Source organism: Enterobacter sp. CPE_E863, assembly GCF_046521465.1.
Taxonomy (GTDB): domain Bacteria; phylum Pseudomonadota; class Gammaproteobacteria; order Enterobacterales; family Enterobacteriaceae; genus Enterobacter; species Enterobacter adelaidei.
Genome location: NZ_JBKFZX010000001.1, coordinates 115,095 through 141,386, shown reverse-complemented (window position 1 = coordinate 141,386; position 26,292 = coordinate 115,095). Strand labels below are relative to the sequence as shown.

The following is a 26,292-nucleotide window of genomic DNA, read 5'->3' as shown; positions in this document are numbered from 1 at the left end:
CGGGTTTACGACAAGGGTCACATCGCGGCGCGGTAAATTTCCATTATCTCTTCATGGGTCGCCTGAACCGGGTTGGTGAACCCACAGGCATCCTTCAGCGCATTGGTTGCCAGGACCGGAATATCTTCCTCTTTGACGTTCAGTTCGCGAAGGCCCGCCGGGATATTGACCTTGCGGGCCAGCGCACGGATCTCAACGATGCAGGCCTGGGCTCCCTGCATGTCGGTCATCTCACTCACATTCACGCCCATGGCTTTTGCACAGTCGCGCAGACGCCCCGCCGCAGCCTTGCTGTTAAACACCTGAACGTGTGGAAGCAGTACAGCATTACAGACGCCATGCGGCAGATCGTAGAAGCCACCCAACTGATGCGCCATCGCGTGTACATAGCCTAGTGAAGCATTGTTAAACGCCATTCCAGCGAGGAATTGTGCATAGGCCATCGCTTCACGCGCCTGAGCGTTACTGCCATCTTCAACGGCATGTACCAGGTTTTCACTAATCATCGTCACCGCTTTCAGCGCGCAGGCATCGGTAATAGGTGTGGCCGCCACAGACACATACGCTTCAATCGCATGCGTCAGGGCATCCATACCGGTTGCCGCTGTCAGTGAGGGTGGCATTCCTGACATGAGCGAGGAATCGTTAACGGACAGTACTGGCGTAACGTGCTTATCCACTATCGCCATTTTAATATGACGCGTCTCATCAGTAATAATACAGAAACGCGTCATTTCCGAAGCCGTACCCGCGGTAGTATTAATCGCAATCATCGGCAATTGGGGCTTTGCAGAGCGATCGACACCTTCATAATCACGAATATCACCGCCGTTCACTGCCACCAGCGCAATACCTTTTGCACAATCGTGAGGTGAACCACCACCCAGTGAAATAATACAGTCACACTGATTTGCTTTTAATATTTCCAGACCTGCCGCCACATTTGCTGTCGTCGGATTAGGGTGCGTGCCGTCATACACAACGCTGGAAATATCACGTTCTTTCAGAGCATGTTGAATACTGGAGACCATACCCAGCTTGCTCAGCATGGTATCGGTGACAATCAGCGCGCGGCATCAGCCGTAGTCGCGCATGGTATCCATTGCGGTGTTTAATGAATCAGAACCAATAATATTCACGGAAGGAATATAAAATACAGATGCAGCCATGATATTTCCTCAAAGAGATAAAAATTGTCTGCAGCATAAGGTAAAGATTACTCAAAAAACATGATCAAAAATATGATTTTGCGAAGACCTTCGCAGGTTGAATAAATTTAACCCTGCGAAGGTGTGAATTAATATTTAAATCTCTTTCTATCTATTCTATTTTTGTATTAATTCCTGTTTTATGTTTGCGGAAATAATAGTGAATCGCGTAATAAATGATCATTTCCGCGACGGCGAGTAAACCCGATACGGTTGAAATATTCCAGGATCTGGATCGCCAGCTTGCGGCCAACATTCAAACGGTCGCGGAAATCGGCTGCACAGGTAGAGCCTCGTTCCTGATCCAGCTCACGGATCAGGTTGGCAAACGCAACAATGCGATCGTTACGGTAATAACGATCTTTCACGATCGCGACGATAAGCCCCTGCTGCGCCGCATGGCGCAATACCTGGCGCATCACTTGCTCGTCAGTATTCGTTTGGCGGGCCAGATCGCGAACCCACCATGGCTCATCGCCAAACAGTGATGCCACTTTTTGCCATACTGCCTCTTGCTCAGCGGTAAACCCGGCTTTGTGATCCGGCAGATGCAGCCAACCGTGGTGACTTTTAATCGCCCCCGTTTCGCGCATATTTTCAATCAACAGCAGCACCAGAGCATCGTCTTCCATCGGCAGCGCCATGCGGCGCAGACGCTCGCGGCCGGGGCCCGGTTCATCCTGATGCTGTTCATGGTAAGTCGCAAGCGTGTTCAATATTTTACGCTGCCAGTGCGCCGCCACCGGGGCATTCAGCAGGCTGTTGCCAGCCTGAATAAAGCCCGGCTCCTGGGTCAGCTGACGTAAACCTTCCTCACTCAACTGGCGAGCCCATGCAAAGTCAGCAAGATTCACCGCACCGCGCTCGAGATGAACCAGCAGCGCTGTTTTATCATCCGTCGCCTGCGCCAGAGCAGACAGCCATTGCAGATACTCAGGTTTACGCTTGCCACGTCGCGGTGAGTGAAGTGTCACCACTCGCGCCCCGGCCAGCGTTTCCCGCGCTGAAATATCGCGCAGAACAAGACGGTCATTATCCGCAAGCCAGAGTGGTGAATCAAAAACCAGCTCGGCAAGGTCGTTTTCCAGCAGCGAGATGCGTCCGGTAATATGGCTGGCCGCGTGATGAATATGCAGCGGTTGCCATTGAGTCAGCGGCATGTGCGTCTGCAGGGAGACGATCACGCGCTCAGACGGTTCTGGAGGGGTATCAGCCAACAGCCAGTCACCACGGTTAAGCTGGTCTTTTTCCGCATCACCGGCAATATTGAGTGCGATTCGCTGCCCGGCATGAGCATGCTCTACGGGCTGGTTTTGCGCATGTAAACCGCGCACGCGCATCGGTTTGTTCACGCCCGTCAGCCATAAACTGTCACCCACTCTCACTTCGCCGCTTAGCGCCGTACCCGTGACGACCAGACCCGCACCTTTAACGGTAAACGCCCGATCAATCGCCAGACGGAAACGATGATGGCTGGCGTGCTCGCGCGACGACAATTGCTGCAAATGGCGGCGAAGATCGTCGATACCGCGACCTTCAGTCGCTACGGTGACAAAAAGCGGCGCATCCGCAAAACCATATTCCCGTAAGGTCGCCTGTACCGTTTCGCGCACTTCACTGATGCGCGCCTCATCCACGCGATCGGCTTTGGTCAGCACCACGGTCAACTGCGGGTTGCCCGTCAGCTGCAGGATCGCCAGATGCTCGCGCGTTTGTGCCATCACGCCGTCATCGCAGGCCACCACCAGCAGGGCATGATCGATCCCCCCCACGCCCGCCAGCATGTTTGAAAGAAACTTTTCATGCCCCGGAACATCAATAAAGCCCAGCACGCGACCATCAGGCTGCGGCCAGTAGGCATAGCCCAGATCGATGGTCATGCCGCGCTTTTTCTCTTCCGGAAGACGATCGGCATTTACGCCCGTAATCGCCTGCAATAACGTGGTTTTTCCGTGGTCGACGTGACCGGCGGTGGCAATAATCATTTCAACAACATCTCCAGAAATCGCTCTTCATCTTCAAGGCAGCGTAGATCCAGCCACATTCTGCCGTCGTAAATCCGCCCGATAACCGGCGTCGGCAACGCGCGCCAGCGCGACGACAGGGTTTCAAGGTGGCTACCGTGCCCGTCACGCGGGGTGAACGTGAGCGCTTCACTCGGCAGTCTGTCCACTGGCAGTGAACCGCTGCCAATCTGCGACTGGCAGGGTTCAATGCGAACGTCAAAATCAGGATAATGAGGGGCAACTCGGGGTAGCAGCAATTCACCCTGTGCACGAATTGAAGCGGCATCCCGGGTTAGCAAACGCAGCGTGGGCAGGCGGTCAGCCAGTTTCTCCGGATGCAGATAGAGCCGCAATGTCGCTTCCAGTGCCGCGAGCGTCATTTTATCCGCGCGCAGGGCTCGCTTGAGCGGATGCTGCTGCAACTGCGCAATCAGCTCACGCTTACCCACTATTATCCCCGCCTGCGGCCCCCCCAGCAGTTTGTCGCCGGAAAAGCTCACCAGGCTGACACCCGCCGCAATCATCTCTTGTGGCATCGGCTCTTTTGGCAAACCGTACTGGCTGAGATCGACCAGGGAACCACTACCGAGATCGGCAATCACCGGTATATTCAGCTCGCGTCCAATCGCTGCCAGCTCAGCTTCTTCAACGGTTTTGGTGAAACCTTCAATATGGTAATTGCTGGTATGAACCTTCATCAGCAGGGCGGTATTTTCATTCACCGCCGCGCGATAATCTTTCGCATGAGTGCGGTTAGTGGTGCCCACTTCATGCAGCGAACAGCCCGCCTGACGCATCACGTCCGGAATGCGAAACGCGCCGCCAATCTCAACCAGCTCACCGCGGGAAACCACCACCTCTCTGCCGCTGGCGGTGGCCGCCAGCATCAGCAGCACCGCGGCGGCGTTGTTATTCACAATGCAGGCATCTTCCGCGCCGGTCAGCTGGCAGAGAAGGTCCGCCAGTGCCCGGTCACGATGTCCGCGCCCTGCACCGTCCAGATCGTACTCCAGCGTCACAGGCATTCGCATGGCCTGCACGACCGCAGCAACCGCCTCTTCCGCCTGTTGCGCGCGCCCCAGGTTGGTGTGCAGTACCGTACCCGTCAGGTTAATCACCGGACGAAGTGCACTTTGCGTTTTCTCATCCAGCCGCTTTTCAACTTCTTGCTCCCACGCCGCGCACCAGTCAGGCAGTGTGTTTTCTGCCTGAATGTGGTGTCGGGCTTCATCCTGAAGCAACCGTAACATCTCAACCGTCGCGGTATGGCCGAAACGCTCAACAGCAGCATGAATGCGAGGCTCGCGAAGAAGACGGTCGGTAGCGGGAATTTGGCTGTACAGCGAATGATGAGTAGTCATGAAAGCGCCTGGCGAGTAAATATCATCCCCCCTCCCGACGGGAGAGGGAGTTAACATGTGGAGGGATTGTACCGCCTCCGGCAGCGAAGTGTTATAACCCGTATCAAGCCTTTGGCGGTTCGGTGCGGGCAAAACTCTCACGGCTAAAAAGCGTTTCGGCAAGTTTTACCAGCAACGGGCGATCGACACACCAGCCAGGGGAAACATGACGGAAGTTGAGATAACCGATGGCGCAGGCGATCGCTATTGTCGCCAGATCCACTCTGTCAGGCTGGATTTTTCCCTCCTGGATGAGCTGCTCACACATATCCAGGCTGCGGCTGATTTTTTCACGCTGGCGTAGCAGTTCTGTTTCCGACTGTTGGGCGGCGGGTCTTGCCTGCTCGCGTACGGAAGTTAACGCCGCATCCATAATGCCATCGGCCAGGGCTTCAATTTGCTTCACAGCCAGCGCGGCTTTTGGGTCAGCCGGTAGCATTGCCGGGGCGACGCCCAGCAGCTCGATGTACTCCGCAATAATCGGGGAATCAAACCAGTATTCACCCTCGTTCGTCACCAGTGCCGGGACTTTACCTAGTGGGTTGTACTGCGCGACGCCGTTTTCGGCGTTGTAAGGCTGTTCATTGACGAATTCAAATTCAATCCCTTTCTCCAGCAGGAGGATAGAGATTTTTCGCACGAAGGGACTGGTGTAGCTACCGATGAGTTTCATTGCCTGATCCTTGATGCCGGAAAAAAATCAGTATGGATCAAGCGACGAAAAAAGGGCAGGTCTGCATGTCGCATTCCTGCCCTGAAAGGATTAGTGATCGAGGTAGAGGTAGTGCATCCAGCTGGTCATACGCAGTAGCACCTTACGCATCACCGAAACATGGGCGAAATGGTCCGAATAAACCGCCACCTGAGCATAAATACCGTCTGGCAGTGCATCGACATCGGCATTCGGGTCAAGCTCGATAGTCCCCAGCACGCCATCCGTACCCGGAACCACCGTCAGAGACTGCAGCGCACCCTGAGCCTGATATGATCCACCCGGCACCACCGGCAGAATGCTGGTGAGCTTACCGGAGAAGACCTGACCCGGCAGCGCATTGAACACCACTTCAGCTTCATCGCCCGGTTTCAGACGCAGCAGCGAGTTCTGACGGAACTGCGCCACAATCTGACGTTTCTGTTCCGGGATAAAGACCATCACCGGGCGCAGAGGCAGCGCGGCGGCATACGTCCCCGGACGAATCAGTACCTGGGTGATATAGCCATTGCTTGGCGCACGCACTACGGTCTGTTCCAGGTTGTATTTGGCTTCGGCAAGCTGGGCGCGCAAAGAGGCAACCTGAGATTGCTCACCGTTAACCATGCTGTCTAACTGAGTCTGAATTTGCGTCTGTTCGGCGACAGAGCCTTTAACCAGCGCGTCTTGTGCCAGATAGTTCTGGCGCGCATTGTCGATATCGCTTTCAGAGAACGGGTTAACCTTTGCCTGACTGCCTTTCAGGTAGCGCTGATAATCCTTATACAGACGATCGCGTTCCGCAGACACCCGCGTGGTATTGGCGACCGCTTCCGACAGTTGTGCCTTAAGGTTGTCGATGTTGTGCGTCGCAGTGACCAGGTCAGCCTGGAGTCTGTCTACACGCGCCTGGTAGCGACCTGGATCAAGTTTAAATAACACTTCACCTTTTTTAATGAGCTGATTATTTTTATCAGTCACTTCACTGACCACCCCGGTGACCTGCGGCGTAATCGGAATAGAAATAACCGCCTTTTGAGCCGTAAAGGTATACGGGTGGTTATAGTTCATTAACAGGATAAGTCCGGCAACAATAAATATCCCGCCTAATGTCGCGGTGGCGAGCGTCCACTGGTTAACGGGAATACGGAATATTTTAAAAATGGCCCAGGCAAATGCCACATAGGTCAGAATAATCAACAGATCCATGATTAGCGCTCCAGCGTGTTCTTATCAGCAGTGGGTTGTGCCGCTGCCAGCTTTTGTTCAAGCTCCGCCACGCGTTTGGTCAGTGCATCCATGCCCGGTACCTCATCAGGCTTCGAGATGTGGTTCTGCATCCCCCAGCCGCGATCTTCACGGTAAAGCGTGGCCCAGATCCACAGGAACGGCCATATAGCATGGAGCGTAAACAGGCTAATCCATCCTGCCGTATGAATCGCATCGGCATGGGGATGGTTACGTTTTTTGGCCATATTATACGGGATGTCATGAATGGCTATGACGCCGTAAAAAAGGACCAGGAATACAAAAATCAATACGCCCAGCGCAAAATAGTTGAGAAACATATTCTCCTCACTTAAACAACGTCAACTCATTAAATTAATAAAACGGTACGCAACCTAATTAATTTTTTATAGGAACAGTAATCACTTGCTATTTCAGCAGCCGGGGAGTATGGATTTTTATAATATCTCCATGCAAGTTTATAAACGTGTCAAAATATAACCTGAATAATAATAGACTTAACCTTACAATATGAGCGTAATCCACGTTTACACTTTTCGCCATACCACATCTGAAAAGTGGTTTTTTAGCTTTCTGTGTCGCCCCATGCCATCCTGACGCTAAATCGCAAGACAGAATTTGTTAAGGATCACAGCCGGAGAATTCTGCATAAAAATATTTTGTGAAATAAGTCACAATACAGAGACAAATCTGCCAGGATCAAATGTGACAAAAATCACAAAAAAGGGTCGTTTCTGCTCTATTTTTCGTCATCGTATTTTTTTTGCCCACTTACTTTGTGATTCAGATCACCACATTGATATCCACACCCCCTACATTTACGTGACACGCATCACACAAATTTTCGTCATCTGGACAGTTGAACGATTCAGTGCCAGATTTCACAGCATGAACAGGGCCCGGCTACCTCTGCCGCCTCACATTAACAATAAACCTCGGGCCGCAAGCCTAAGCGTAAACAGAAGAAGGGGTGTTTTATGTCATCCGATTTCAAGATCAAAGTACAAAGCTTTGGTCGTTTCCTCAGCAACATGGTGATGCCAAATATCGGCGCGTTTATCGCGTGGGGTATCATCACCGCATTGTTCATTCCGACAGGGTGGTTGCCTAACGAAACGCTGGCGAAACTTGTTGGCCCAATGATTACTTATCTGCTGCCGCTGCTCATCGGTTTCACCGGTGGTCGTCTGGTGGGCGGTGACCGTGGCGGTGTAGTGGGTGCAATCACAACCATGGGTGTGATTGTCGGTGCGGATATGCCAATGTTCCTGGGCGCAATGATTGCGGGTCCTCTGGGCGGTTGGGCAATCAAACACTTTGATTCCTGGGTAGACGGTAAGATTCGCTCTGGCTTCGAAATGCTGGTGAACAACTTCTCCGCAGGCATCATTGGTATGATCCTGGCGATTCTGGCGTTCCTCGGCATTGGCCCTGCGGTTGAAGTGCTGTCCAAAATTCTGGCAGCAGGCGTTAACTTCATGGTTGCGCACGACATGCTGCCGCTGGCGTCTATCTTTGTTGAACCGGCGAAAATCCTGTTCCTTAACAACGCCATCAACCACGGTATCTTCTCACCGCTGGGTATTCAGCAGTCTCATGAGCTTGGCAAATCCATCTTCTTCCTGATTGAAGCGAACCCGGGCCCGGGTATGGGTGTTCTGCTGGCGTACATGTTCTTTGGTCGCGGTAGCGCGAAGCAGTCTGCGGGCGGTGCGGCTATCATTCACTTCCTGGGTGGTATCCACGAAATTTACTTCCCGTACGTGCTGATGAATCCGCGTCTGATCCTGGCCGTTATCCTCGGCGGTATGACCGGTGTGTTCACACTGAGCGTGCTGGGCGGTGGTCTGGTTTCTCCGGCGTCTCCGGGTTCTATCCTGGCGGTACTGGCGATGACGCCAAAAGGGGCTTACTTCGCAAACATCGCGGCTATCTGTGCAGCAATGGCGGTCTCCTTCGTGGTCTCTTCTATCCTGCTGAAAACCAGCAAAGTGAAAGAAGATGATGATATCGAAGCGGCTACCCGTCGTATGCACGACATGAAAGCGGAATCCAAAGGTGCTACACCGCTGGCGGCTGGTGATGTCTCTAACGACCTGAGCCACGTGCGTAAAATCATCGTTGCCTGTGACGCCGGTATGGGTTCCAGCGCAATGGGTGCAGGTGTGCTGCGTAAGAAAGTGCAGGATGCGGGTCTGACTAACATCTCTGTGACCAACAGCGCCATCAACAGTCTGCCACCGGATGTGGACCTGGTTATCACGCACCGCGATCTGACCGAACGCGCCATGCGTCAGGTTCCGCAGGCACAGCATATTTCGCTGACCAACTTCCTCGACAGCGGCCTGTACACCAGCCTGACCGAGCGTCTGGTTGCCGCGCAGCGTCACGAAGACAACGAAGTGAAAGTGCGCTCCAGCCTGCAGGACAGTTTCGACGAGAGCAACGCCCACCTGTTCAAACTGGGTGCGGAGAACATCTTCCTCGGTCGTACTGCTGCTACCAAAGAAGAGGCGATTCGCTTTGCCGGTGAGCAACTGGTGAAAGGTGGCTACGTTCAACCTGAATACGTTGATGCGATGCTGGAACGTGAAAAGCTGACACCAACCTACCTGGGTGAATCCATCGCGGTTCCGCACGGTACGGTTGAAGCGAAAGATCGCGTGCTGAAAACCGGCGTCGTATTCTGTCAGTATCCGCAGGGTGTGCGCTTCGGTGAAGAAGAAGACGACATCGCCCGTCTGGTGATTGGTATCGCCGCTCGCAATAACGAGCACATTCAGGTGATTACCAGCCTGACCAACGCCCTGGATGATGAGTCTGTCATTGAGCGTCTGGCCAGCACCACCAGCGTGGAAGAAGTACTGGCGCTGCTGAACAAGTAAGCCCATTTCCGCCCTCTCCCCACAGGGAGAGGGCTAGGGTGAGGGGAAAGTTATGCGGTTCCTCACCCCAGCCCTCTCGGGTAAAAAACATTGATGAAGGTTAACACTATGAAAGCATTACATTTTGGCGCAGGTAATATCGGTCGTGGCTTTATCGGCAAACTGCTGGCAGACGCGGGCATTACGCTGACATTCGCCGATGTGAACCAGGTGGTGCTAGACGCCCTGAATGCCCGTCATAGCTACCAGGTACACGTGGTTGGAGAAAACGAGCAGGTTGAAACGGTTTCAGGTGTGAATGCCGTAAGCAGCATTGGCGACGACGTTATCGACCTGATCGCCAGCGTCGATCTGGTGACCACCGCCGTGGGTCCGGTCGTGCTTGAGCGTATCGCTCCTGCAGTGGCGAAAGGCCTCGCAAAACGTAAAGCGCAGAACATTGATACCCCGCTGAACATCATCGCCTGTGAAAACATGGTGCGCGGCACCACGCAGTTGAAAGGCCATGTGCTCGCCGCTGTTGCCGACGAAGATAAAGCCTGGGTTGAAGCGCACGTGGGGTTTGTTGATTCCGCCGTTGACCGTATCGTCCCACCGTCTGAATCCGCCACCCACGACCCGCTGGAAGTGACCGTTGAAACCTTCAGCGAGTGGATCGTCGATAAAACGCAGTTTAAAGGCGCGCTGCCAACCATACCGGGGATGGAATTAACTGATAACCTGATGGCATTTGTCGAACGCAAACTCTTCACGCTGAACACCGGGCATGCTATAACCGCGTACCTCGGAAAATTGGCCGGTCATCAGACCATCCGTGACGCGATTCTCGATGAGAACATCCGCGCTGTGGTAAAAGGGGCAATGGAAGAGAGCGGCGCGGTGCTGATCAAACGCTACGGTTTTGATGCTGATAAACACGCAGCATACATCCAGAAAATCCTCGGTCGTTTTGAAAACCCGTATCTGAAAGATGACGTTGAGCGCGTTGGCCGTCAGCCCCTGCGCAAGCTGAGCGCGGGCGATCGCCTGATTAAACCGCTGCTGGGCACGCTGGAATACGGTCTGCCGCACGCCAACCTGGTGAAAGGGATTGCCGCCGCAATGCACTACCGCAGCGAGCAGGATCCGCAGGCGCAGGAACTGGCTCAACTGATTGACGATAAAGGCGCGCAGGCTGCGCTGGCGCAGATTTCAGGTCTGGACGCCAACAGCGACGTGGTTGTGGAGGCGGTTAACGCATATAACGCAACCAAATGATGCAGAGTGTGGCGCAGGTAACCCTGCGCCCTGATTACAGATTGTCAGATATGCAGGCAATAATGGAACAAACCCAGGCCTTTGAAAATCGTGTGCTTGAGCGTCTGAATGCTGGCAAAACCGTACGAAGTTTCCTGATTGCCGCCGTCGAGTTGCTAACCGAGGCGGTGAATATCCTGGTGCTTCAGGTGTTTCGCAAAGACGACTACGCGGTAAAATATGCTGTAGAACCGTTACTGGACGGAGACGGACCGCTGGGCGATCTCTCAGTGCGTCTGAAGCTGATTTATGGCCTTGGTGTGCTGAGCAGGCCAGAGTATGAAGACGCTGAGCTGTTGATGGCGCTGCGCGAAGAGTTAAATCATGACGGTAATGAGTACACCTTTACCGATGATGAGATCCTTGGACCTTTCGGCGAGTTGCATTGCGTCACTGCCCTTCCCCCGGCACCTCAGTTTGATAACAGCGATCCTGAGCTATACGCGATGCAAAAGCTGCGTTATCAACAGGTTGTTCGCTCCACAATGGTCCTCTCCCTGACTGAGCTGATTTCCCGAATCAGCTTAAAAAAAGCGTTTCAGAAGTAAGCCTGCTCACATTGGTGTATCCTTCCCTGTAAATTCCCCGTTTTCAGAGTTATTTGTCATGAAAGAAGTCGAAAAGAACGAAATTAAACGCCTGAGCGACCGTCTGGATCTGATCCGCCACCAGATGGCTGGCCTGTCACTGGTCGATTCCGCCGAGAAGTACGCTGAGCTGGAAAAAGAGGTCGCCACGCTGGAAACCGAAATCGAGCGCCTGCGCGAAGTCAAAGGCCAGAGGCTGAGCAAAGAAGCGCAGAAGCTGATGAACATGCCGCACCGCCGTGCGATCACCAAAAAAGAGCAGGCCGACATGGGCAAGCTGAAGAAAAGCGTTCGTGGTCTGGTGGTGGTGCACCCAATGACCGAGCTGGGCCGTGAAATGGGCCTGAAAGAGATGACGGGTTTTTGTAAGACCCCGTTCTGATTCTTAATTTAACTTAAGTTAAATACAAACCAGCCCAATATGTTCACCAGAAGAATGTATTGGGCTTTTTTATTATCTAAAAATACCGGGCCGCTACCCCCACAAATGTAACCAATTACTCGTAAAACCTGCAGGTTCACAATTGTCATTCTTAAGAGTAAAGTAGACATTCATTTCTTTCGATCTAACTAATACACACGGCACGCCATTGAAATATAATATATTTTCTTTGGCTTAATGGTATGTCATTGCATTAGGTTATAAATTTTATGAATTCTACTGAGAGCTCAACTTTTCAAAACAGCGCCCTTTCCTTAGAACAAAAGCTTGAAAAAGCCAGGGCTGAACTTCTGGATTTAGGGGCAAGGAACCGCTTACTCAACATACCGAGATCGAAAAACACACGTTTCCTGGAAGTGATTGATGAACGTTCTGAGCTGGTCTACAACCTTCTGTTTAATGAAAAAAAGACGTTCACATTTTTACATGGTAAATCAGGAAAAGAAGACGACCAGGAGACGGAAGGTAGTACCTCAGAAGAAAAATCCTTTATTTATCAATTTGATGAAGCGGATGATGAAATAAAATCGCAGCATCTCGATACTAAACTGCAAACTCGTTTAACACCGAAAGGGTTGCAGACTCGATTACTCGATTTGTACCACGACGCCAAAACGCTTGAAGAGGAGCAAGGCGCAAATATTCTTTTCCTGGCTCTGGGCACATTGAAGTGGGTAGATCCCGCCAATAAAGAGAATGTCCGTTATGCCCCACTGATACTGGTGCCAGTCAGTCTTGAACGCGGTAGTGCTGGAGAAAGATTTAAACTTAAAGCGCGCTCAGAAGACATCATCTCTAACCTCTCTCTGGAAGCCTTCCTTGAACGCGTGCATCAGATCACATTACCGATAATACAATCTGACAATGATGAAATTAATGTAAGTGGTTACTTTGAAGCTGTACAGCAAGCAATAGCATTGAAAACAGACTGGGAAGTTAAGACCAACGACATTATTCTTGGTTTGTTCTCTTTTTCTAAATTTTTGATGTATCGCGATCTTGACCCTGCCAACTGGCCAGATGATGAAGCTATTACATCAAAATATCTCATTCGTGCGCTCATGGAAGAAGGATTCGATGAAAGCGATGGACTTACTTCAGAAGATAGCCCTATAGACCCCATTATCACGCCAAAAGATATGCTTCATATTATGGATAGCGATAGCTCTCAGACGCTCGCGATCCATGAAGTCAGAAAAGGTAAAAACCTTGTTATACAAGGACCTCCGGGGACGGGTAAGTCGCAGACGATTGCCAATATCATTGCATCGGCTATCGCGGATGGAAAAACAGTACTCTTTGTTGCAGAAAAAATGGCAGCTCTTGAAGTCGTCAAACGGCGTCTCGACCAAACAGGAGTAGGTGATGCTTGTTTAGAACTTCACAGCAATAAAGCCAATAAACGAATTTTACTCGAAGAGTTGAAGCGAGTATGGGATTTAGGTTCACCGCGCGGTGAATTTCCCGATGAATTGATTGAGAACTTAACCGAAGCCCGTGATTCCCTGAATGCCCACCCAGCGCGCCTCCACAAAGTCTACACTCCTTCGGGTTTGAGCCCTTATCAGGTGATTGGGCAATTGGTAAGATTGCGACAAAATGGACAAACACCTACGGACTTCATTCTTCATGGCTTCGATGAATGGACCAATAATGACCTCATAAAACGACTGGATCTCGTTAAAGAGCTTATTGAACGAATTGAAGATATTGGACTACCCCATAATCATCCCTGGAATGGCGTAAAACGAGAATCCGTTTTGCCGGGTGAACTCGATCGCCTAATGCCAAAAATTACAACGTTGTTACATAAAGTACATGACTTTCAGGGCACTATAGCGGCTTTGGCTGTACGAGTAGGGATAACGCCTGAACCCACAATGTTCAATGAGGCAGACAAAATTGTTCAGATTGCTAACCTCATAAATCAGGCACCTGAGTTTGAGGAAGCTGCTCTCGTTAATCCTGTCTGGTCTAACTCTCTTTACGAAATAAAGAGTCTAATTGAGCAGGGTTCTACGTATCAGAATAATTTTCAGGAAATCAAACACCTGCTTCATGACGAACAGTTTGATACCCCTCTTCTTGAATTTCGGGATGAACTGCAAACAATCCCGGAGGATCTTTTGCCAGATGCCTTTTCGGCCGCCAAAGCATTACTACCACTATTACCCCAAATTCAATTAACAGTGGTTCATCTGACGAAAGAACTAGGTACTGAATCTCTGTATCGTTCATCTCAGGAAATCAAAAATCTTATTGAACTCAGTGCTCGTGTAGCTGATGCCCCCGATGCAAGCCCACAAGCCTTTGTCGCTTCTGTATGGGAACATGGTGTCGAACAAGCCAGGGAATTGGTCAATTCTATCGCTGATTTATATTCGTTACGTCAGAAAATCGATCCCCATATTTCGGAGATCATTTGGGATACCGAACTTACACAAATTCGCCATAACCTCGCAATACATACTGGGATGTTCAAGCTATTGAACAGCGAATGGCGCCGTTCACGTGCACTTGCCCGCTCTCTCATTCGAGATACAAATCAACCTATTCAGCAGCAAATCGAGCTGTTGGATAACGTTATTCAGGCGCAAATGCTACGAAAAAAAATCACCAATGCTAGCGAGTTTGGCAACAGTGCGTTTGGTTCACATTGGAGTGGTGAAAACAGTGACAGCAATGCTCTGAAAGCATTAGTAGAATGGATGGCAACGCTTAAAGATGTTGGCTCAGAAGCACGTCTACTTGCGAGCCAACTGTCTGATCGTGAAACACTGAAGCACCTTAGCCAGAAACTGGAGCAGCTTCTTAATCAAGCCGACATCGAACTGAAACAACTTTGGAAAGCATTTGGTGCAACTGCAGATTCTTGGTTTGATAATAATTATTCTATTAGGCGTGTCCCATTAAGTTATGTTGAAACTCTGACTCAAAAACTCAGTCGTATAGATTCAACTTCACATCAGGTATTTAAAGATCCGGCAGATCGCCCCGGTGAATGCCTGACGCTGGTTAAGAAGATTATCGCATTGCAATATCAGAAAAAGGCCATTCAATCTCAATCCGAATTGGGGAAAGCGGCACTGGGTAGTGCGTGGCTAGACATACGATCGAACTGGCACAATCTCGTTAGCGATTATAAATGGATGGAAAAACACGGTGACTTACGCTTCATCTGCGCGACTGTAGACGATCGTGACGAGATACTGAATTCCGCTAATCAACTTTCAACAATACGTGTTTCTATCATTGACGAGCTTGAAAAACTGGCCAACGAGCTCGAATCGTCCACCAACGAATTCTTCCATCTGGAAAACCAGCCTTTACGTGTCGATAGCGTCCTGAGTAAGTTAACCTCCTGGATTGAAAATGCCGAACAGTTATCTAAATGGGTTGCCTGGCAACACCGACGCAACCAGGCGAATAATCAGGGACTGTCAGAAGTAGTAGAACGACTTGAGGATGGGCGCTTACCATTATCTACTTGTTATAGCTCGGTTGAGTATACCTATTATGAATCGCTGTTCAGTTTAATGGCTAAAGAGACTCCTTCCCTTTCCCGCTTCGACGGAGATCTCCATAACCGAAAAGTGCAGTATTTTGCCGAAATGGATTTACGCCGTATAAAGAGCTCAAGTATTGAGGTCGCTCGGGCACACCATCGTCGTATTCCTTCAAAAATCGGAGCGGCAGGTCCAGTTGGAGTCCTACGTGCTGAAATGGCGAGGAAAAGAGGCCATATGCCAATTCGCCAGTTGATGCTTAAAGCGGGCCCGGCAATTCAGGCAATCAAACCAGTCATGATGATGAGCCCGCTTTCCGTTGCACAATTCTTGATCCCAGGTAAGCAAAAATTTGATTTGCTCGTGATGGATGAAGCCAGCCAGATACAGCCTGTCGATGCCATAGGTGCAATTGCACGGTGTCAGCAAGTTGTTGTTGTCGGTGACGAAAGACAGTTACCGCCAACCAGTTTCTTCTCTCGTATGACTGAAGCCAGTAACGATGATGGGGATGAAGATTCGACGCAAGTAGCAGATATCGAAAGCATACTTGGATTGTTTGTTGCCAGAGGCTTGCCACAGCGAATGCTTCGCTGGCATTACCGCAGTCGACACCAGTCGCTTATTGCGGTTTCTAATAGTCAGTTCTACGAAAACAAATTGTTTATAGTACCAAGTCCATATACCGAAGAGGCTGGTATGGGATTGCGGTTCCATTATGTGGAAAACGGTGTTTTCGAATCAGGAGCAGGTAATGCCAATCCTATTGAGGCCAAAAAGATTGCTACCGCAATTCTTGAGCATGTACAGCAGAATCCTGAGTTGTCACTGGGAGTCGCAACATTCTCTGTTTCGCAACGTAAGGCTATTCAGGATGAATTAGAGGTTCTCCGCCGTTTAAATCCTCAATATGAAGATTTCTTTAATTCTCATCCTGGCGAGCCATTCTTCATTAAAAATCTGGAAAATATTCAAGGTGACGTGACCTGCCCCCACGATTAGATACAACACTCAGTTAGTAACGTCGGAATCTTCATTCTCAGAATGACCCTTTCTCCAGCCCGCTGCAAATTCAGACGGTGTCTGATAATTCAGCGTGGAGTGCGGGCGGCATTCGTTATAATCCTGCCGCCAGTCATTAATAATTTTCCTGGCATGAACGATATCGCTGAACCAGTGCTCATTCAAACATTCATCGCGAAATCGTCCGTTAAAGCTCTCAATAAATCCGTTCTGCGTTGGCTTGCCCGGCTGGATTAAGCGCAACTCAACACCATGCTCAAAGGCCCATTGATCCAGTGCACGGCAAGTGAACTCCGGCCCCTGGTCAGTTCTTATCGTCGCCGGATAGCCTCGAAACAGTGCAATGCTGTCCAGAATACGCGTGACCTGAACGCCTGAAATCCCAAAGGCAACAGTGACCGTCAGGCATTCCTTTGTGAAATCATCGACGCAGGTAAGACACTTGATCCTGCGACCGGTGGAAAGTGCGTCCATGACGAAATCCATCGACCAGGTCAGATTGGGCGCCGCCGGACGGAGCAGCGGCAGACGTTCTGTTGCCAGCCCTTTACGACGTCTTCTGCGTTTTACGCCCAGGCCACTGAGGTGATAAAGCCGGTACACGCGCTTATGATTAACATGAAGCCCTTCACGGCGCAGCAACTGCCAAATACGACGGTAGCCAAAACGCCTGCGCTCCAGTGCCAGCTCAGTGATGCGCCCTGATAAATGCGCATCAGCAGCCGGACGGTGAGCCTCATAGCGGCAGGTCGACAGGGATAAACCTGTAAGCCTGCAGGCACGACGTTGCGACAGACCGGTCGCATCACACATCAACATCACGGCTTCCCGCTTCTGGTCTGTCGTCAGTACTTTCGCCCAAGAGCCACCTGAAGCGCCTCTTTATCCAGCATGGCTTCGGCAAGCAGCTTCTTGAGTCTGGCGTTCTCTTCCTCAAGCGACTTCAGGCGCTTAACTTCAGGCACCGCCATACCGCCATACTTCTTACGCCAGGTGTAAAACGTGGCATCGGAAATGGCATGCTTGCGGCAGAGTTCACGGGCGGGTACCCCAGCTTCGGCTTCGCGGAGAATACTGATGATCTGTTCGTCGGAAAAACGCTTCTTCATGGGGATGTCCTCATGTGGCTTATGAAGACATTACTAACATCGGGGTGTACTAATCAACGGGGAGCAGGTCATAGAGCAGAACACACCTACGGGCGTTCTCGAGCCGTTCCTGTTGATATCGTCACCGTTGAACGAGAAGATGCTATTGAGGTTGGTTTTGATAGAACTGATTCCGCTAATGACCAGTCTGTGAGTTATGAAGAAGCACAGCCCGAAGCCAATCTTTCATATGCTTTACATGAAACACCAACCGGTATACTTGCTGACATGGTTGAAAAAATAGTCTTCACAGAATCGCCTATCCATATAAACGAAGTAATAACTCGTCTTCGCTCAGCGTGGGGATTGCAGCGGGCAGGTGCGCGAATAGAAAACGTTGTTAGTCAAGCTGCTCAAATTGCATGCATGAGGGGTAAGATTTATAAGGAGCATGAGTTTTTCATACACAAAGAAGTAACGATTCGACTCCGCAATAGACAGAACGTGTTGTCTGCAGGTGTACGTAAACCGGAACTGATCGCACCTATAGAAATCGCTTCGGGTGTATTTGACATAGTTAGCGCAAGCCTCGGAGCAACTGAAGATGAAATCATTACATCCGTCTCGAGGATGCTTGGTTTTAAATCAACCAGCAGTGTTCTTCGAAAGGTGATCTCAGATGTCATTGAGCAGGAGATTAAAAATAACCGTCTTAAGCAACAAGATGGTTTGACTGTCATCGGAGATACCGCCTCTGTTCAGAATGCTGTTTAATTCCTGAAATTCTATTAACTCTTTAAGGGGCACACCATCATACGGTGGAGCCCCACTCAAATTGGCCCAACCAATCCACGGTTTCTTTCTTCCCCGCTTCACAAATCCATCATTTCTGCTCACAAAACCATTGCCAGCTCATAACATCTGGTTAACCATTTGTTGTCATTACCCCTACAACACAACATTGGCAGGACCAATTTTACACAGACTGTGACGCAGAGATGAGCGGAGACTCACCCGCAGTACAGGCTGTCTGGTCCCCAGGAGACCTGCATGAGCCTCTGGCAACAAAACTACGACCCGGCCGGAAATATCTGGCTGTCGAGCCTGATCGCATCGCTTCCGATCCTGTTCTTCTTCTTTGCGCTGATTAAGCTCAAGTTGAAGGGCTACCTTGCCGCCACCATCACCGTTGCCATTGCGCTGATGGTGGCATTGTTGTTCTACAAAATGCCGGTCGACCGTGCGCTGGCCTCTGTGGTCTACGGTTTCTTCTATGGCCTATGGCCGATTGCGTGGATCATCATCGCCGCGGTCTTTGTCTATAAAATCTCGGTGAAAACCGGGCAGTTCGACATCATCCGTTCGTCGATTCTCTCCATTACCCCTGACCAGCGCCTGCAGATGCTGATTGTCGGCTTCTCCTTTGGGGCGTTCCTGGAAGGGGCTGCAGGTTTTGGCGCACCGGTGGCGATCACCGCCGCGCTGCTGGTCGGTCTGGGCTTTAACCCGCTGTATGCCGCGGGCCTGTGCCTGATTGTGAACACCGCCCCCGTCGCGTTTGGTGCGATGGGCATTCCAATTCTGGTGGCCGGACAGGTCACCGGGCTGGACAGCTTCGAGATTGGCCAGATGGTGGGCCGCCAACTGCCGTTCCTGACCATTATCGTGCTGTTCTGGATCATGGCGATTATGGACGGCTGGCGCGGCGTGAAGGAGACCTGGCCTGCGGTGATGGTGGCAGGTGGTTCGTTCGCCATCGCCCAGTATCTCAGCTCCAACTTCCTCGGCCCTGAACTGCCGGACATTATCTCTTCGCTGGTTTCGCTGGTTTGTCTGACGCTGTTCCTGAAGCGCTGGCAGCCGGTACGTATTTAATGAGATGGTCACTCCCTCCTTCCCGGTACTATGCTGAGGACAGGCTTTCATTCGGAGAACTATCATGGAAAACATTGCGCTCATTGGTATCGATCTGGGTAAAAACTCTTTCCATATTCATTGCCAGGATCGTCGCGGGAAGGCTGTTTACCGTAAAAAATTTACCCGGCCAAAGTTGATCGAATTTTTGGCGACATGCCCCGCTACAACCATCGCAATGGAAGCCTGTGGCGGTTCTCACTTTATGGCACGCAAGTTGGAAGAGTTGGGGCATTCCCCAAAGCTGATATCACCACAATTTGTCCGCCCGTTCGTTAAAAGCAATAAAAACGACTTTGTCGACGCCGAAGCTATTTGTGAAGCTGCATCGCGTCCGTCTATGCGTTTTGTGCAGCCCAGAACGGAATCTCAGCAGGCAATGCGGGCTCTGCATCGTGTCCGTGAATCCCTGGTTCAGGATAAGGTAAAAACAACCAATCAAATGCATGCTTTTCTGCTGGAATTTGGCATTAGCGTTCCCCGAGGAGCTGCCGTTATTAGCCGACTGAGTACCATTCTTGAGGATAATAGTTTGCCTCTTTACCTCAGCCAGTTATTGCTGAAATTACAACAGCATTATCACTATCTTGTTGAGCAGATTAAAGATTTGGAATCCCAGTTGAAACGAAAGTTGGACGAAGATGAGGTTGGACAGCGCTTGCTGAGCATTCCCTGCGTCGGAACACTGACAGCGAGTACTATTTCAACTGAGATTGGCGACGGGAAGCAGTACGCCAGCAGCCGTGACTTTGCGGCGGCAACAGGGCTTGTACCTCGGCAGTACAGCACGGGAGGTAGGACGACATTGCTGGGAATTAGTAAGCGAGGTAATAAAAAGATCCGAACTTTGTTGGTTCAATGTGCCAGGGTATTCATACAAAAACTGGAACACCAGTCTGGCAAATTGGCCGATTGGGTCAGGGATTTACTGTGCCGGAAAAGCAACTTTGTCGTCACTTGTGCTCTGGCAAACAAGCTGGCCAGAATAGCCTGGGCCCTAACGGCACGACAGCAAACTTATGTAGCATAACGGCAGAAATACACCGGTTTAAAGAATTACTGATCTGGTTTTGCGAATACTGATATTGATGATACTAACGGCCCACCGGCCTGTTGAGGAACCTGTAAAACGGAAAGGCTCATTGAAGCCGTATATTTTCTGGAGGTTCATCAGGCGCGGAACTCATCAAGGCGCGGGAATAAAATCCCATTCAGACGCCGGATAGATTCAAGCAAGCCAACTTGTCGTCAAAATCGGTGTTGCAAAAACGGGAGTGACCATAGATTCCGTTTTGCCGATATGGGCGCCTCTCAGGTCGATCAAACCCTGGCACGTACAGGCTATACGGCAGGACAGGTGATCCGCGCCTGGTCGCCGTTCCTGTTCCTGACCGCAACGGTCACGCTGTGGAGCATCCCACCTTTCAAAGCCCTGTTTGCCCCGGGTGGCGCGCTGTACGACATGGTGATTAACATCTCCGTACCGTTCCTCGACAAGATGGTCGCCCGTATGCCGCCAGTGGTCCACGCCGCAACGCCGTATGCCGCGGTGTACAAATTCGACTGGTTCTCCGCGACCGGTACGGCGATTCTGTTTGCCGCTATCCTTTCTGTTGTCTGGCTGCGCATGAAGCCTGTCGCTGCAGTACAGACCTTTGCGGCGACCATTAAAGAACTGATGCTGCCGATTTACTCTATCGGCATGGTGCTGGCATTCGCGTTTATCTCAAACTATTCCGGTTTGTCATCTACGCTGGCTCTGGCGCTGGCGCATACCAGCCACGCATTCACCTTCTTCTCGCCGTTCCTCGGCTGGTTAGGGGTGTTCCTGACCGGTTCAGATACCTCGTCTAACGCCCTGTTTGCTGCTCTGCAGGCGACGGCGGCCCAACAGATTGGCGTGTCAGATGTCCTTCTGGTGGCGGCTAACACCACTGGCGGCGTGACCGGGAAAATGATCTCCCCGCAATCCATCGCCATTGCCTGCGCTGCGGTGGGACTGGTCGGTAAAGAGTCGGACCTGTTCCGCTTTACCGTGAAACACAGCCTGATATTCACCTGCATGGTCGGGGTGATCACCACCCTGCAGGCCTATGTCTTAACCTGGATGATTCCATGATAGTGATGCCCAGACGCCTGTCCGACGAGATCGCCTCTCGCGTGCGGGCGCTGATTGAAGAACAACAGCTGGAAGCGGGCATGAAATTACCCGCCGAACGCCAGCTCGCCGCCCAGCTTGGTGTATCACGTAATTCGCTGCGTGAAGCACTGGCGACACTGGTCAGCGAAGGGGTACTGGTAAGCCGCCGTGGTGGTGGCACCTTTGTCCGCTGGCAGCATGATGACTGGTCTGAGCAAAACATTGTTCAGCCGCTGAAAACGCTGATGGAGAACGACCCGGACTACAGCTTCGACATCCTTGAAGCGCGTCACGCCATCGAAACCAGTACCGCCTGGCATGCAGCCATGCGGGCAACCGAGGCCGATAAAGAGAAGCTAAGAGCCTGTTTTGAGGCCACGCAAAGCAGTGACCCGGATATCGCCTCCCAGGCGGACGTGCGCTTTCACCTGGCGATTGCCGAGGCATCACACAACGTGGTTCTGCTGCAGACCATGCGCGGTTTCTTCGACTTGCTGCAATCCTCCGTGAAGCAGAGCCGCCAGCGTATGTATCTGGTTCCACCGGTGTTTGCCCAGTTGACCGAACAACACGAGGCGGTGCTTAACGCCATTCTGGCCGGTGATGCCGAGGCCGCGCGAAAAGCGATGATGGCGCATCTGGGCTTCGTACACACCACCATTAAACGATTCGATGAAGATCAGGCCCGACAGGCGCGTATTACCCGTCTGCCTGGCGACAGTGATATTTCCAGGGAGAACAAAGCATGATTATTTCAGCAGCCAGTGACTATCGCGCCGCGGCACAGCGCATTTTGCCACCTTTCCTGTTTCACTATATCGACGGCGGGGCCTATGCCGAGCACACCCTGCGTCGCAACGTGGAAGACCTGTCGGAAGTGGCTCTGCGCCAGCGCGTGCTGAAGAATATGTCTGACCTGAGCCTTGAGACGAAATTGTTCAATGAAACGCTCTCCATGCCGGTCGCCCTCGCCCCCGTAGGCCTGTGCGGCATGTACGCCCGTCGTGGCGAAGTACAGGCGGCCGCGGCTGCAGATGCCAAAGGCATTCCGTTTACCCTCTCCACCGTTTCCGTCTGCCCGATTGAAGAAGTCGCTCCAACCATCAAGCGCCCGATGTGGTTCCAGCTGTACGTTCTGCGCGATCGCGGGTTTATGCGTAATGCGCTGGAGCGTGCCAAAGCGGCGGGCTGCTCAACGCTGGTCTTTACCGTCGATATGCCAACCCCCGGCGCACGCTACCGTGATGCTCACTCAGGCATGAGCGGACCGAATGCCGCCCTGCGCCGTTACTGGCAGGCGGTGACGCATCCGCAATGGGCCTGGGATGTCGGTCTGAACGGACGTCCACACGATCTGGGCAACATCTCGGCTTACCTTGGTAAACCTACCGGGCTGGAAGATTACATCGGCTGGCTGGCAAATAACTTCGACCCGTCCATCTCCTGGAAAGACCTGGAGTGGATCCGCGATTTCTGGGACGGCCCGATGGTGATCAAAGGGATCCTCGACCCGGAAGATGCCCGCGACGCGGTACGCTTTGGCGCTGACGGGATTGTGGTTTCTAACCACGGCGGACGCCAGCTTGACGGTGTGCTCTCTTCCGCACGAGCCCTGCCTGCCATTGCCGATGCAGTGAAAGGCGACATCGCTATCCTGGCTGACAGCGGCATCCGCAGCGGGCTGGACGTGGTGCGTATGATCGCGCTGGGCGCTGACAGCGTACTGCTGGGCCGTGCGTATCTGTATGCGCTGGCGACGGCGGGCCAGGCGGGTGTGGCAAACCTGCTGAACCTGATCGAAAAAGAGATGAAGGTGGCGATGACGTTAACTGGCGCGAAAACGATTAGTGAAATCAGTAAGGATTCCCTGGTGCAGGAGTTAAGCAAATTACCGGCGACGCTGGCTCCGCTTGCTCAGGGAAACGCAGCCTGAGTCTTCTCCATTAACACCTCTTTTTCACGCGCCCGATTCCCCCTCGGGCGCTTTTTTATGCCAAAAATAACATCCAGATAACATATTGGATAAGAAAATTTGACATCAACCTGCCGCGCGCAATTGTATAGACAAGCAAATACAAGAACACAAAAACAACATCACATCAGAGGGGAGCGTATGACATATTCAGGTAAGGTGGATATTCAGCAGGTGATCGATGAGAGTCCCTTTTCAGGGTTTCACTGGCTTCTTATCGTTCTGGGCTTTCTGGTTCTGGCGATCGATGGTTTTGATACGGCGGCGATGGGTTACATCGCGCCTACGCTGTCGGCAGAATGGGGGATACACAAACAGGATCTGGGGCCGGTGCTGAGCGCAGCGCTGCTGGGGCTGTCGTTGGGGGCACTTATCGCCGGTCCGGTATCGGACCGGATGGGACGCAAGCGCGTACTGGTCTTTTCGTGTCTGTTCTTCGGTCTTGCGAGCCTGGGAACGGCCTGGGCGCAAAGTCTGAATACGCTCACGCTGTGGCGCTTTTTGACGGGTCTGGGCCTCGGCGCTGCAATGCCTAACGCCATCACGCTGATCTCCGAGTTTGCCCCCCAGCGCTGCCGCGCCATGGCGATTAACACCATGTACTGCGGCTTCCCTCTGGGTGCGGCAGGCGGCGGCGCGATCTCTTCCTGGCTTATCCCCCACCACGGCTGGCGAAGCGTGCTGCTGACCGGCGCGATTGCTCCGCTGATTTTAACGCTGCTTCTGGCACTGCTTTTACCCGAGTCTGTGAAGTTTTTGGTACAACGCGGGAAAGACGTCATGCAGGTCCGCCGCATCGCCAGCCGGTTTGCACGCAGCACGCTGGATAGCGTCACGGGCTTTTTCCTGGCGGAAGAAAAGGTGGTCACTAAAAAAGGGAGCGTGGCGCAACTGTTTGCTATGCCCTGGCTGCCCGGCACCCTGATGCTGTGGGTGACCTACTTTATGGGGCTGGTCATTTACTACGTCCTGCTGAGCTGGATGCCAACGCTGATGCAGGGGATGGGTTATGCTCTGGCGGAATCCGCCTGGCTCACCTCGCTGTTCACCTTCGGCGGTACCGCAGGCATTCTGCTCGCGGGCTGGATGATGGACCGCTGGGAAGCGCACAAGGTGGTCGCCGGGGGATTTGTCCTGACAATGGGACTGATCCTGTTACTCGGCCTTGAGCAAAACCATATCGCCCTGTTTGGCGGACTGATTTTCCTGATGGGGATCGCAATGAACGGTGCGCAATCGGGCATGCAGACCCTGGCCGCTACCTTTTACCCTACCGAGTGCCGCGCGACAGGTATCGCCTGGATGCAGGGCATCGGCCGCTTTGGCGGCGTGGCGGGAACCATGACCAGCGCCCAGCTTCTTTCCATGCAGTGGCAGGCAGACAGTATTTTAATGATCCTCAGCGTACCCGCCATGGTGGCCGCCGCGGCAACCGTCTACAAAATGCTGTATAGCCGCTCGCAGGAACCCGGCGTCGCGTAGTTCCTCTCTTTTCTGCTATTCTGCCCCCGCAATTAAGGGGGCAGCATGCTTAACATCGTTTTATTCGAACCAGAAATCCCGCCGAATACCGGCAATATCATCCGCTTGTGTGCGAACACCGGTTTTCGCCTGCATATCATTGAGCCAATGGGTTTTACGTGGGACGACAAACGTCTGCGACGTGCGGGGCTGGATTATCATGAATTTACTGCCGTGGTGCGTCATCATGATTACGCCGCGTTTCTGGAAAGCGAAAAGCCACAGCGTATGTTCGCCCTGACCACGAAAGGGACGCCTGCACACAGCGCAGTGAGCTATCAGGAAGGGGATTATCTGATGTTTGGCCCGGAAACCCGTGGCCTGCCCGCAATCATCCTGGACGCCCTGCCCGCTGAGCAAAAAATCCGTATTCCAATGATGCCGGACAGTCGCAGCATGAACCTGTCAAATGCGGTGTCAGTGGTTGTGTATGAAGCATGGCGCCAGTTGGGATACCCGGGCGCCATTCTCAGAAGTTAAATACCGTCCCCATACTCGAAAGTATGGTGGATACCGTTGAAGTGCTGATCCATATCCATTGACGGTTTATCGCTGTCTGGCTTGCCGACAATACGTGCCGGTACGCCAGCGGCGGTGGTGTGCGGCGGAACTGGCTGAAGCACGACTGAACCCGCACCAATCTTCGCCCCGCGCCCTACTTCGATATTCCCGAGGATCTTGGCACCTGCGCCAATCATCACCCCTTCACGGATCTTCGGGTGACGATCGCCGCTGGTTTTGCCCGTACCGCCCAGCGTGACCGATTGCAGAATAGAGACGTCATCTTCAATTACCGCCGTTTCACCGACAACAATGCCGGTGGCATGGTCGAGCATAATCCCACGGCCAATTTTCGCCGCCGGGTGGATATCAACCTGAAAGGTTACAGACACCTGGTTTTGCAGGAAGATGGCCAGCGCGCGGCGGCCTTCGTTCCACAGCCAGTGACCAATGCGGTAGGCCTGAAGCGCATGGAAGCCTTTCAGGTACAGCAGCGGTGTAGAGTATTTATCGACAGCCGGGTCACGCGTGCGCACAGCCTGGATATCACAGGCGGCAGAGGCGATCATTTCCGGATCTGCGGCGTAGGCCTCTTCTACCACTTCGCGAATGGCGATGGCAGGCATAATTGAGGAGGCCAGTTTGTTGGCAAGCATATAGCTCAGGGCGCTGCCGAGGTTTTCGTGCTTGAGTAGCGTCGCGTGGTAGAAACTGGCCAGCATAGGCTCGCAGTCGGCCAACGCCCGGGCTTCGGCTTTAATATTGTTCCAGACGATATCCAGTTCTTCACACGGCATTGCTTACTCCAGACGTAATAGTACGATCGGCCAGTCTCTGCTGGCCGTATCGTTGGGTGACAACGGT

At 52.3% G+C, this 26,292-nt stretch carries 18 protein-coding genes and 3 pseudogenes; 13 read left to right on the top strand and 8 right to left on the bottom strand.

Annotated elements, in window-relative coordinates:
- Positions 1-17: 17 nt before the first annotated feature.
- The 6 genes and pseudogenes from yiaY to ACLHV8_RS00680 form a co-directional block, all read right to left on the bottom strand.
- Positions 18-1,169: pseudogene (yiaY, locus tag ACLHV8_RS00705) on the bottom strand (L-threonine dehydrogenase).
- Between the two features lie 179 nt (positions 1,170-1,348).
- The gene (selB, locus tag ACLHV8_RS00700; RefSeq protein WP_208595133.1) at positions 1,349-3,193 is read right to left on the bottom strand and encodes a selenocysteine-specific translation elongation factor; all 1,845 of its coding nucleotides are present in this window, start codon (positions 3,191-3,193) and stop codon (positions 1,349-1,351) included.
- A complete protein-coding gene (gene selA / locus ACLHV8_RS00695; RefSeq protein WP_208595132.1) occupies positions 3,190-4,575 on the bottom strand; it encodes an L-seryl-tRNA(Sec) selenium transferase in 1,386 nt (461 codons plus the stop codon). The genes selB and selA overlap by 4 nt, the downstream gene beginning before the upstream one ends.
- A 103-nt stretch (positions 4,576-4,678) precedes the next feature.
- Positions 4,679-5,287 carry a glutathione S-transferase gene (locus ACLHV8_RS00690; protein WP_028018226.1) on the bottom strand — a complete coding sequence of 203 codons (609 nt, stop codon included), beginning with the start codon at positions 5,285-5,287 and terminating at the stop codon, positions 4,679-4,681.
- Between the two features lie 90 nt (positions 5,288-5,377).
- Positions 5,378-6,514: an HlyD family secretion protein gene (locus tag ACLHV8_RS00685; RefSeq protein ID WP_129325172.1), complete on the bottom strand. Its 1,137-nt coding sequence runs from the start codon at positions 6,512-6,514 to the stop codon at positions 5,378-5,380.
- Positions 6,515-6,516: 2 nt separating this feature from the next.
- Positions 6,517-6,873 (bottom strand): DUF3302 domain-containing protein, encoded by a 357-nt coding sequence (locus ACLHV8_RS00680; protein ID WP_028018224.1) that lies wholly within the window; start codon positions 6,871-6,873, stop codon positions 6,517-6,519.
- Positions 6,874-7,530: 657 nt separating this feature from the next.
- Here ACLHV8_RS00680 and ACLHV8_RS00675 point away from each other — a divergent pair.
- The 5 genes from ACLHV8_RS00675 (at position 7,531) to ACLHV8_RS00655 (ending at position 16,271) form a co-directional block, all read left to right on the top strand.
- Complete coding sequence (locus ACLHV8_RS00675) at positions 7,531-9,438, top strand: PTS mannitol transporter subunit IICBA (protein ID WP_028018223.1); 1,908 nt, start codon at positions 7,531-7,533, stop codon at positions 9,436-9,438.
- A gap of 108 nt (positions 9,439-9,546) precedes the next feature.
- On the top strand, positions 9,547-10,695 hold the full coding sequence (gene mtlD, locus ACLHV8_RS00670) for a mannitol-1-phosphate 5-dehydrogenase (RefSeq protein WP_208595131.1): 1,149 nt from the start codon (positions 9,547-9,549) through the stop codon (positions 10,693-10,695).
- Positions 10,692-11,282 carry a mannitol operon repressor MtlR gene (gene mtlR, locus ACLHV8_RS00665; protein WP_028018221.1) on the top strand — a complete coding sequence of 197 codons (591 nt, stop codon included), beginning with the start codon at positions 10,692-10,694 and terminating at the stop codon, positions 11,280-11,282. The genes mtlD and mtlR overlap by 4 nt, the downstream gene beginning before the upstream one ends.
- Before the next feature lie 58 nt (positions 11,283-11,340).
- The gene (locus ACLHV8_RS00660; protein WP_049007966.1) at positions 11,341-11,703 is read left to right on the top strand and encodes a YibL family ribosome-associated protein; all 363 of its coding nucleotides are present in this window, start codon (positions 11,341-11,343) and stop codon (positions 11,701-11,703) included.
- A gap of 269 nt (positions 11,704-11,972) precedes the next feature.
- A complete protein-coding gene (locus ACLHV8_RS00655; RefSeq protein WP_410376735.1) occupies positions 11,973-16,271 on the top strand; it encodes a DUF4011 domain-containing protein in 4,299 nt (1,432 codons plus the stop codon).
- 9 nt (positions 16,272-16,280) lie between these two features.
- Here ACLHV8_RS00655 and ACLHV8_RS00650 read toward each other — a convergent pair.
- Positions 16,281-17,401, bottom strand: a protein-coding gene (locus tag ACLHV8_RS00650) for an IS3-like element ISSen4 family transposase (protein WP_121528277.1) whose coding sequence is annotated in 2 segments (ribosomal slippage) — positions 16,281-17,143 and positions 17,143-17,401 — 1,122 coding nt in all. Because the reading frame shifts where the segments join, the coding sequence is not laid out codon by codon here.
- A 21-nt stretch (positions 17,402-17,422) separates the two neighbouring features.
- On the opposite strand from ACLHV8_RS00650, the gene ACLHV8_RS00645 reads away from it, so the two are divergent.
- The 8 genes and pseudogenes from ACLHV8_RS00645 to trmL all read left to right on the top strand — a co-directional run bounded on the left by ACLHV8_RS00645 (position 17,423) and on the right by trmL (position 25,407).
- Positions 17,423-18,154 (top strand): DUF3320 domain-containing protein, encoded by a 732-nt coding sequence (locus ACLHV8_RS00645; RefSeq protein WP_410376734.1) that lies wholly within the window; start codon positions 17,423-17,425, stop codon positions 18,152-18,154.
- A gap of 276 nt (positions 18,155-18,430) precedes the next feature.
- Positions 18,431-19,252 (top strand): annotated as a pseudogene (locus tag ACLHV8_RS00640) (lactate permease LctP family transporter); the annotation flags it as partial.
- A 67-nt stretch (positions 19,253-19,319) separates the two neighbouring features.
- Entirely contained in the window at positions 19,320-20,324 is a 1,005-nt protein-coding gene (locus ACLHV8_RS00635) for an IS110-like element IS4321 family transposase (protein ID WP_000427623.1), read from the top strand.
- A gap of 255 nt (positions 20,325-20,579) precedes the next feature.
- Positions 20,580-21,413: pseudogene (locus ACLHV8_RS00630) on the top strand (lactate permease LctP family transporter); the annotation flags it as partial.
- Complete coding sequence (lldR, locus tag ACLHV8_RS00625; protein WP_028017883.1) at positions 21,410-22,183, top strand: transcriptional regulator LldR; 774 nt, start codon at positions 21,410-21,412, stop codon at positions 22,181-22,183. The pseudogene ACLHV8_RS00630 and the gene lldR, both read left to right, overlap by 4 nt.
- Positions 22,180-23,367: an FMN-dependent L-lactate dehydrogenase LldD gene (lldD, locus tag ACLHV8_RS00620; RefSeq protein WP_208595309.1), complete on the top strand. Its 1,188-nt coding sequence runs from the start codon at positions 22,180-22,182 to the stop codon at positions 23,365-23,367. The genes lldR and lldD overlap by 4 nt, the downstream gene beginning before the upstream one ends.
- A 180-nt stretch (positions 23,368-23,547) precedes the next feature.
- Positions 23,548-24,888 (top strand): MFS transporter, encoded by a 1,341-nt coding sequence (locus ACLHV8_RS00615; protein ID WP_208595310.1) that lies wholly within the window; start codon positions 23,548-23,550, stop codon positions 24,886-24,888.
- Between the two features lie 45 nt (positions 24,889-24,933).
- On the top strand, positions 24,934-25,407 hold the full coding sequence (trmL, locus tag ACLHV8_RS00610) for a tRNA (uridine(34)/cytosine(34)/5-carboxymethylaminomethyluridine(34)-2'-O)-methyltransferase TrmL (RefSeq protein WP_028017880.1): 474 nt from the start codon (positions 24,934-24,936) through the stop codon (positions 25,405-25,407).
- On the opposite strand, the gene cysE is transcribed toward trmL, so the two are convergent.
- Positions 25,404-26,225, bottom strand: coding sequence for a serine O-acetyltransferase (cysE, locus tag ACLHV8_RS00605; protein WP_008502718.1), 822 nt, complete (start codon positions 26,223-26,225; stop codon positions 25,404-25,406). The two genes, trmL and cysE, sit on opposite strands and share 4 nt — an antisense overlap.
- Between the last annotated feature and the right edge of the window lie 67 nt (positions 26,226-26,292).

Coding starts and splice junctions, on each gene's coding strand:
- selA (WP_208595132.1), bottom strand. CDS start 4,575: ATGACTACTCATCATTCGCTGTACAGCCAAATTCCCGCTACCGACCGT.
- mtlR (WP_028018221.1), top strand. CDS start 10,692: ATGATGCAGAGTGTGGCGCAGGTAACCCTGCGCCCTGATTACAGATTG.
- ACLHV8_RS00645 (WP_410376734.1), top strand. CDS start 17,423: ATGAAGACATTACTAACATCGGGGTGTACTAATCAACGGGGAGCAGGT.
- cysE (WP_008502718.1), bottom strand. CDS start 26,225: ATGCCGTGTGAAGAACTGGATATCGTCTGGAACAATATTAAAGCCGAA.
- ACLHV8_RS00685 (WP_129325172.1), bottom strand. CDS start 6,514: ATGGATCTGTTGATTATTCTGACCTATGTGGCATTTGCCTGGGCCATT.
- ACLHV8_RS00635 (WP_000427623.1), top strand. CDS start 19,320: ATGGAAAACATTGCGCTCATTGGTATCGATCTGGGTAAAAACTCTTTC.
- ACLHV8_RS00690 (WP_028018226.1), bottom strand. CDS start 5,287: ATGAAACTCATCGGTAGCTACACCAGTCCCTTCGTGCGAAAAATCTCT.
- ACLHV8_RS00655 (WP_410376735.1), top strand. CDS start 11,973: ATGAATTCTACTGAGAGCTCAACTTTTCAAAACAGCGCCCTTTCCTTA.
- ACLHV8_RS00675 (WP_028018223.1), top strand. CDS start 7,531: ATGTCATCCGATTTCAAGATCAAAGTACAAAGCTTTGGTCGTTTCCTC.
- ACLHV8_RS00660 (WP_049007966.1), top strand. CDS start 11,341: ATGAAAGAAGTCGAAAAGAACGAAATTAAACGCCTGAGCGACCGTCTG.
- mtlD (WP_208595131.1), top strand. CDS start 9,547: ATGAAAGCATTACATTTTGGCGCAGGTAATATCGGTCGTGGCTTTATC.
- lldD (WP_208595309.1), top strand. CDS start 22,180: ATGATTATTTCAGCAGCCAGTGACTATCGCGCCGCGGCACAGCGCATT.
- ACLHV8_RS00615 (WP_208595310.1), top strand. CDS start 23,548: ATGACATATTCAGGTAAGGTGGATATTCAGCAGGTGATCGATGAGAGT.
- ACLHV8_RS00680 (WP_028018224.1), bottom strand. CDS start 6,873: ATGTTTCTCAACTATTTTGCGCTGGGCGTATTGATTTTTGTATTCCTG.
- lldR (WP_028017883.1), top strand. CDS start 21,410: ATGATAGTGATGCCCAGACGCCTGTCCGACGAGATCGCCTCTCGCGTG.
- trmL (WP_028017880.1), top strand. CDS start 24,934: ATGCTTAACATCGTTTTATTCGAACCAGAAATCCCGCCGAATACCGGC.
- selB (WP_208595133.1), bottom strand. CDS start 3,193: ATGATTATTGCCACCGCCGGTCACGTCGACCACGGAAAAACCACGTTA.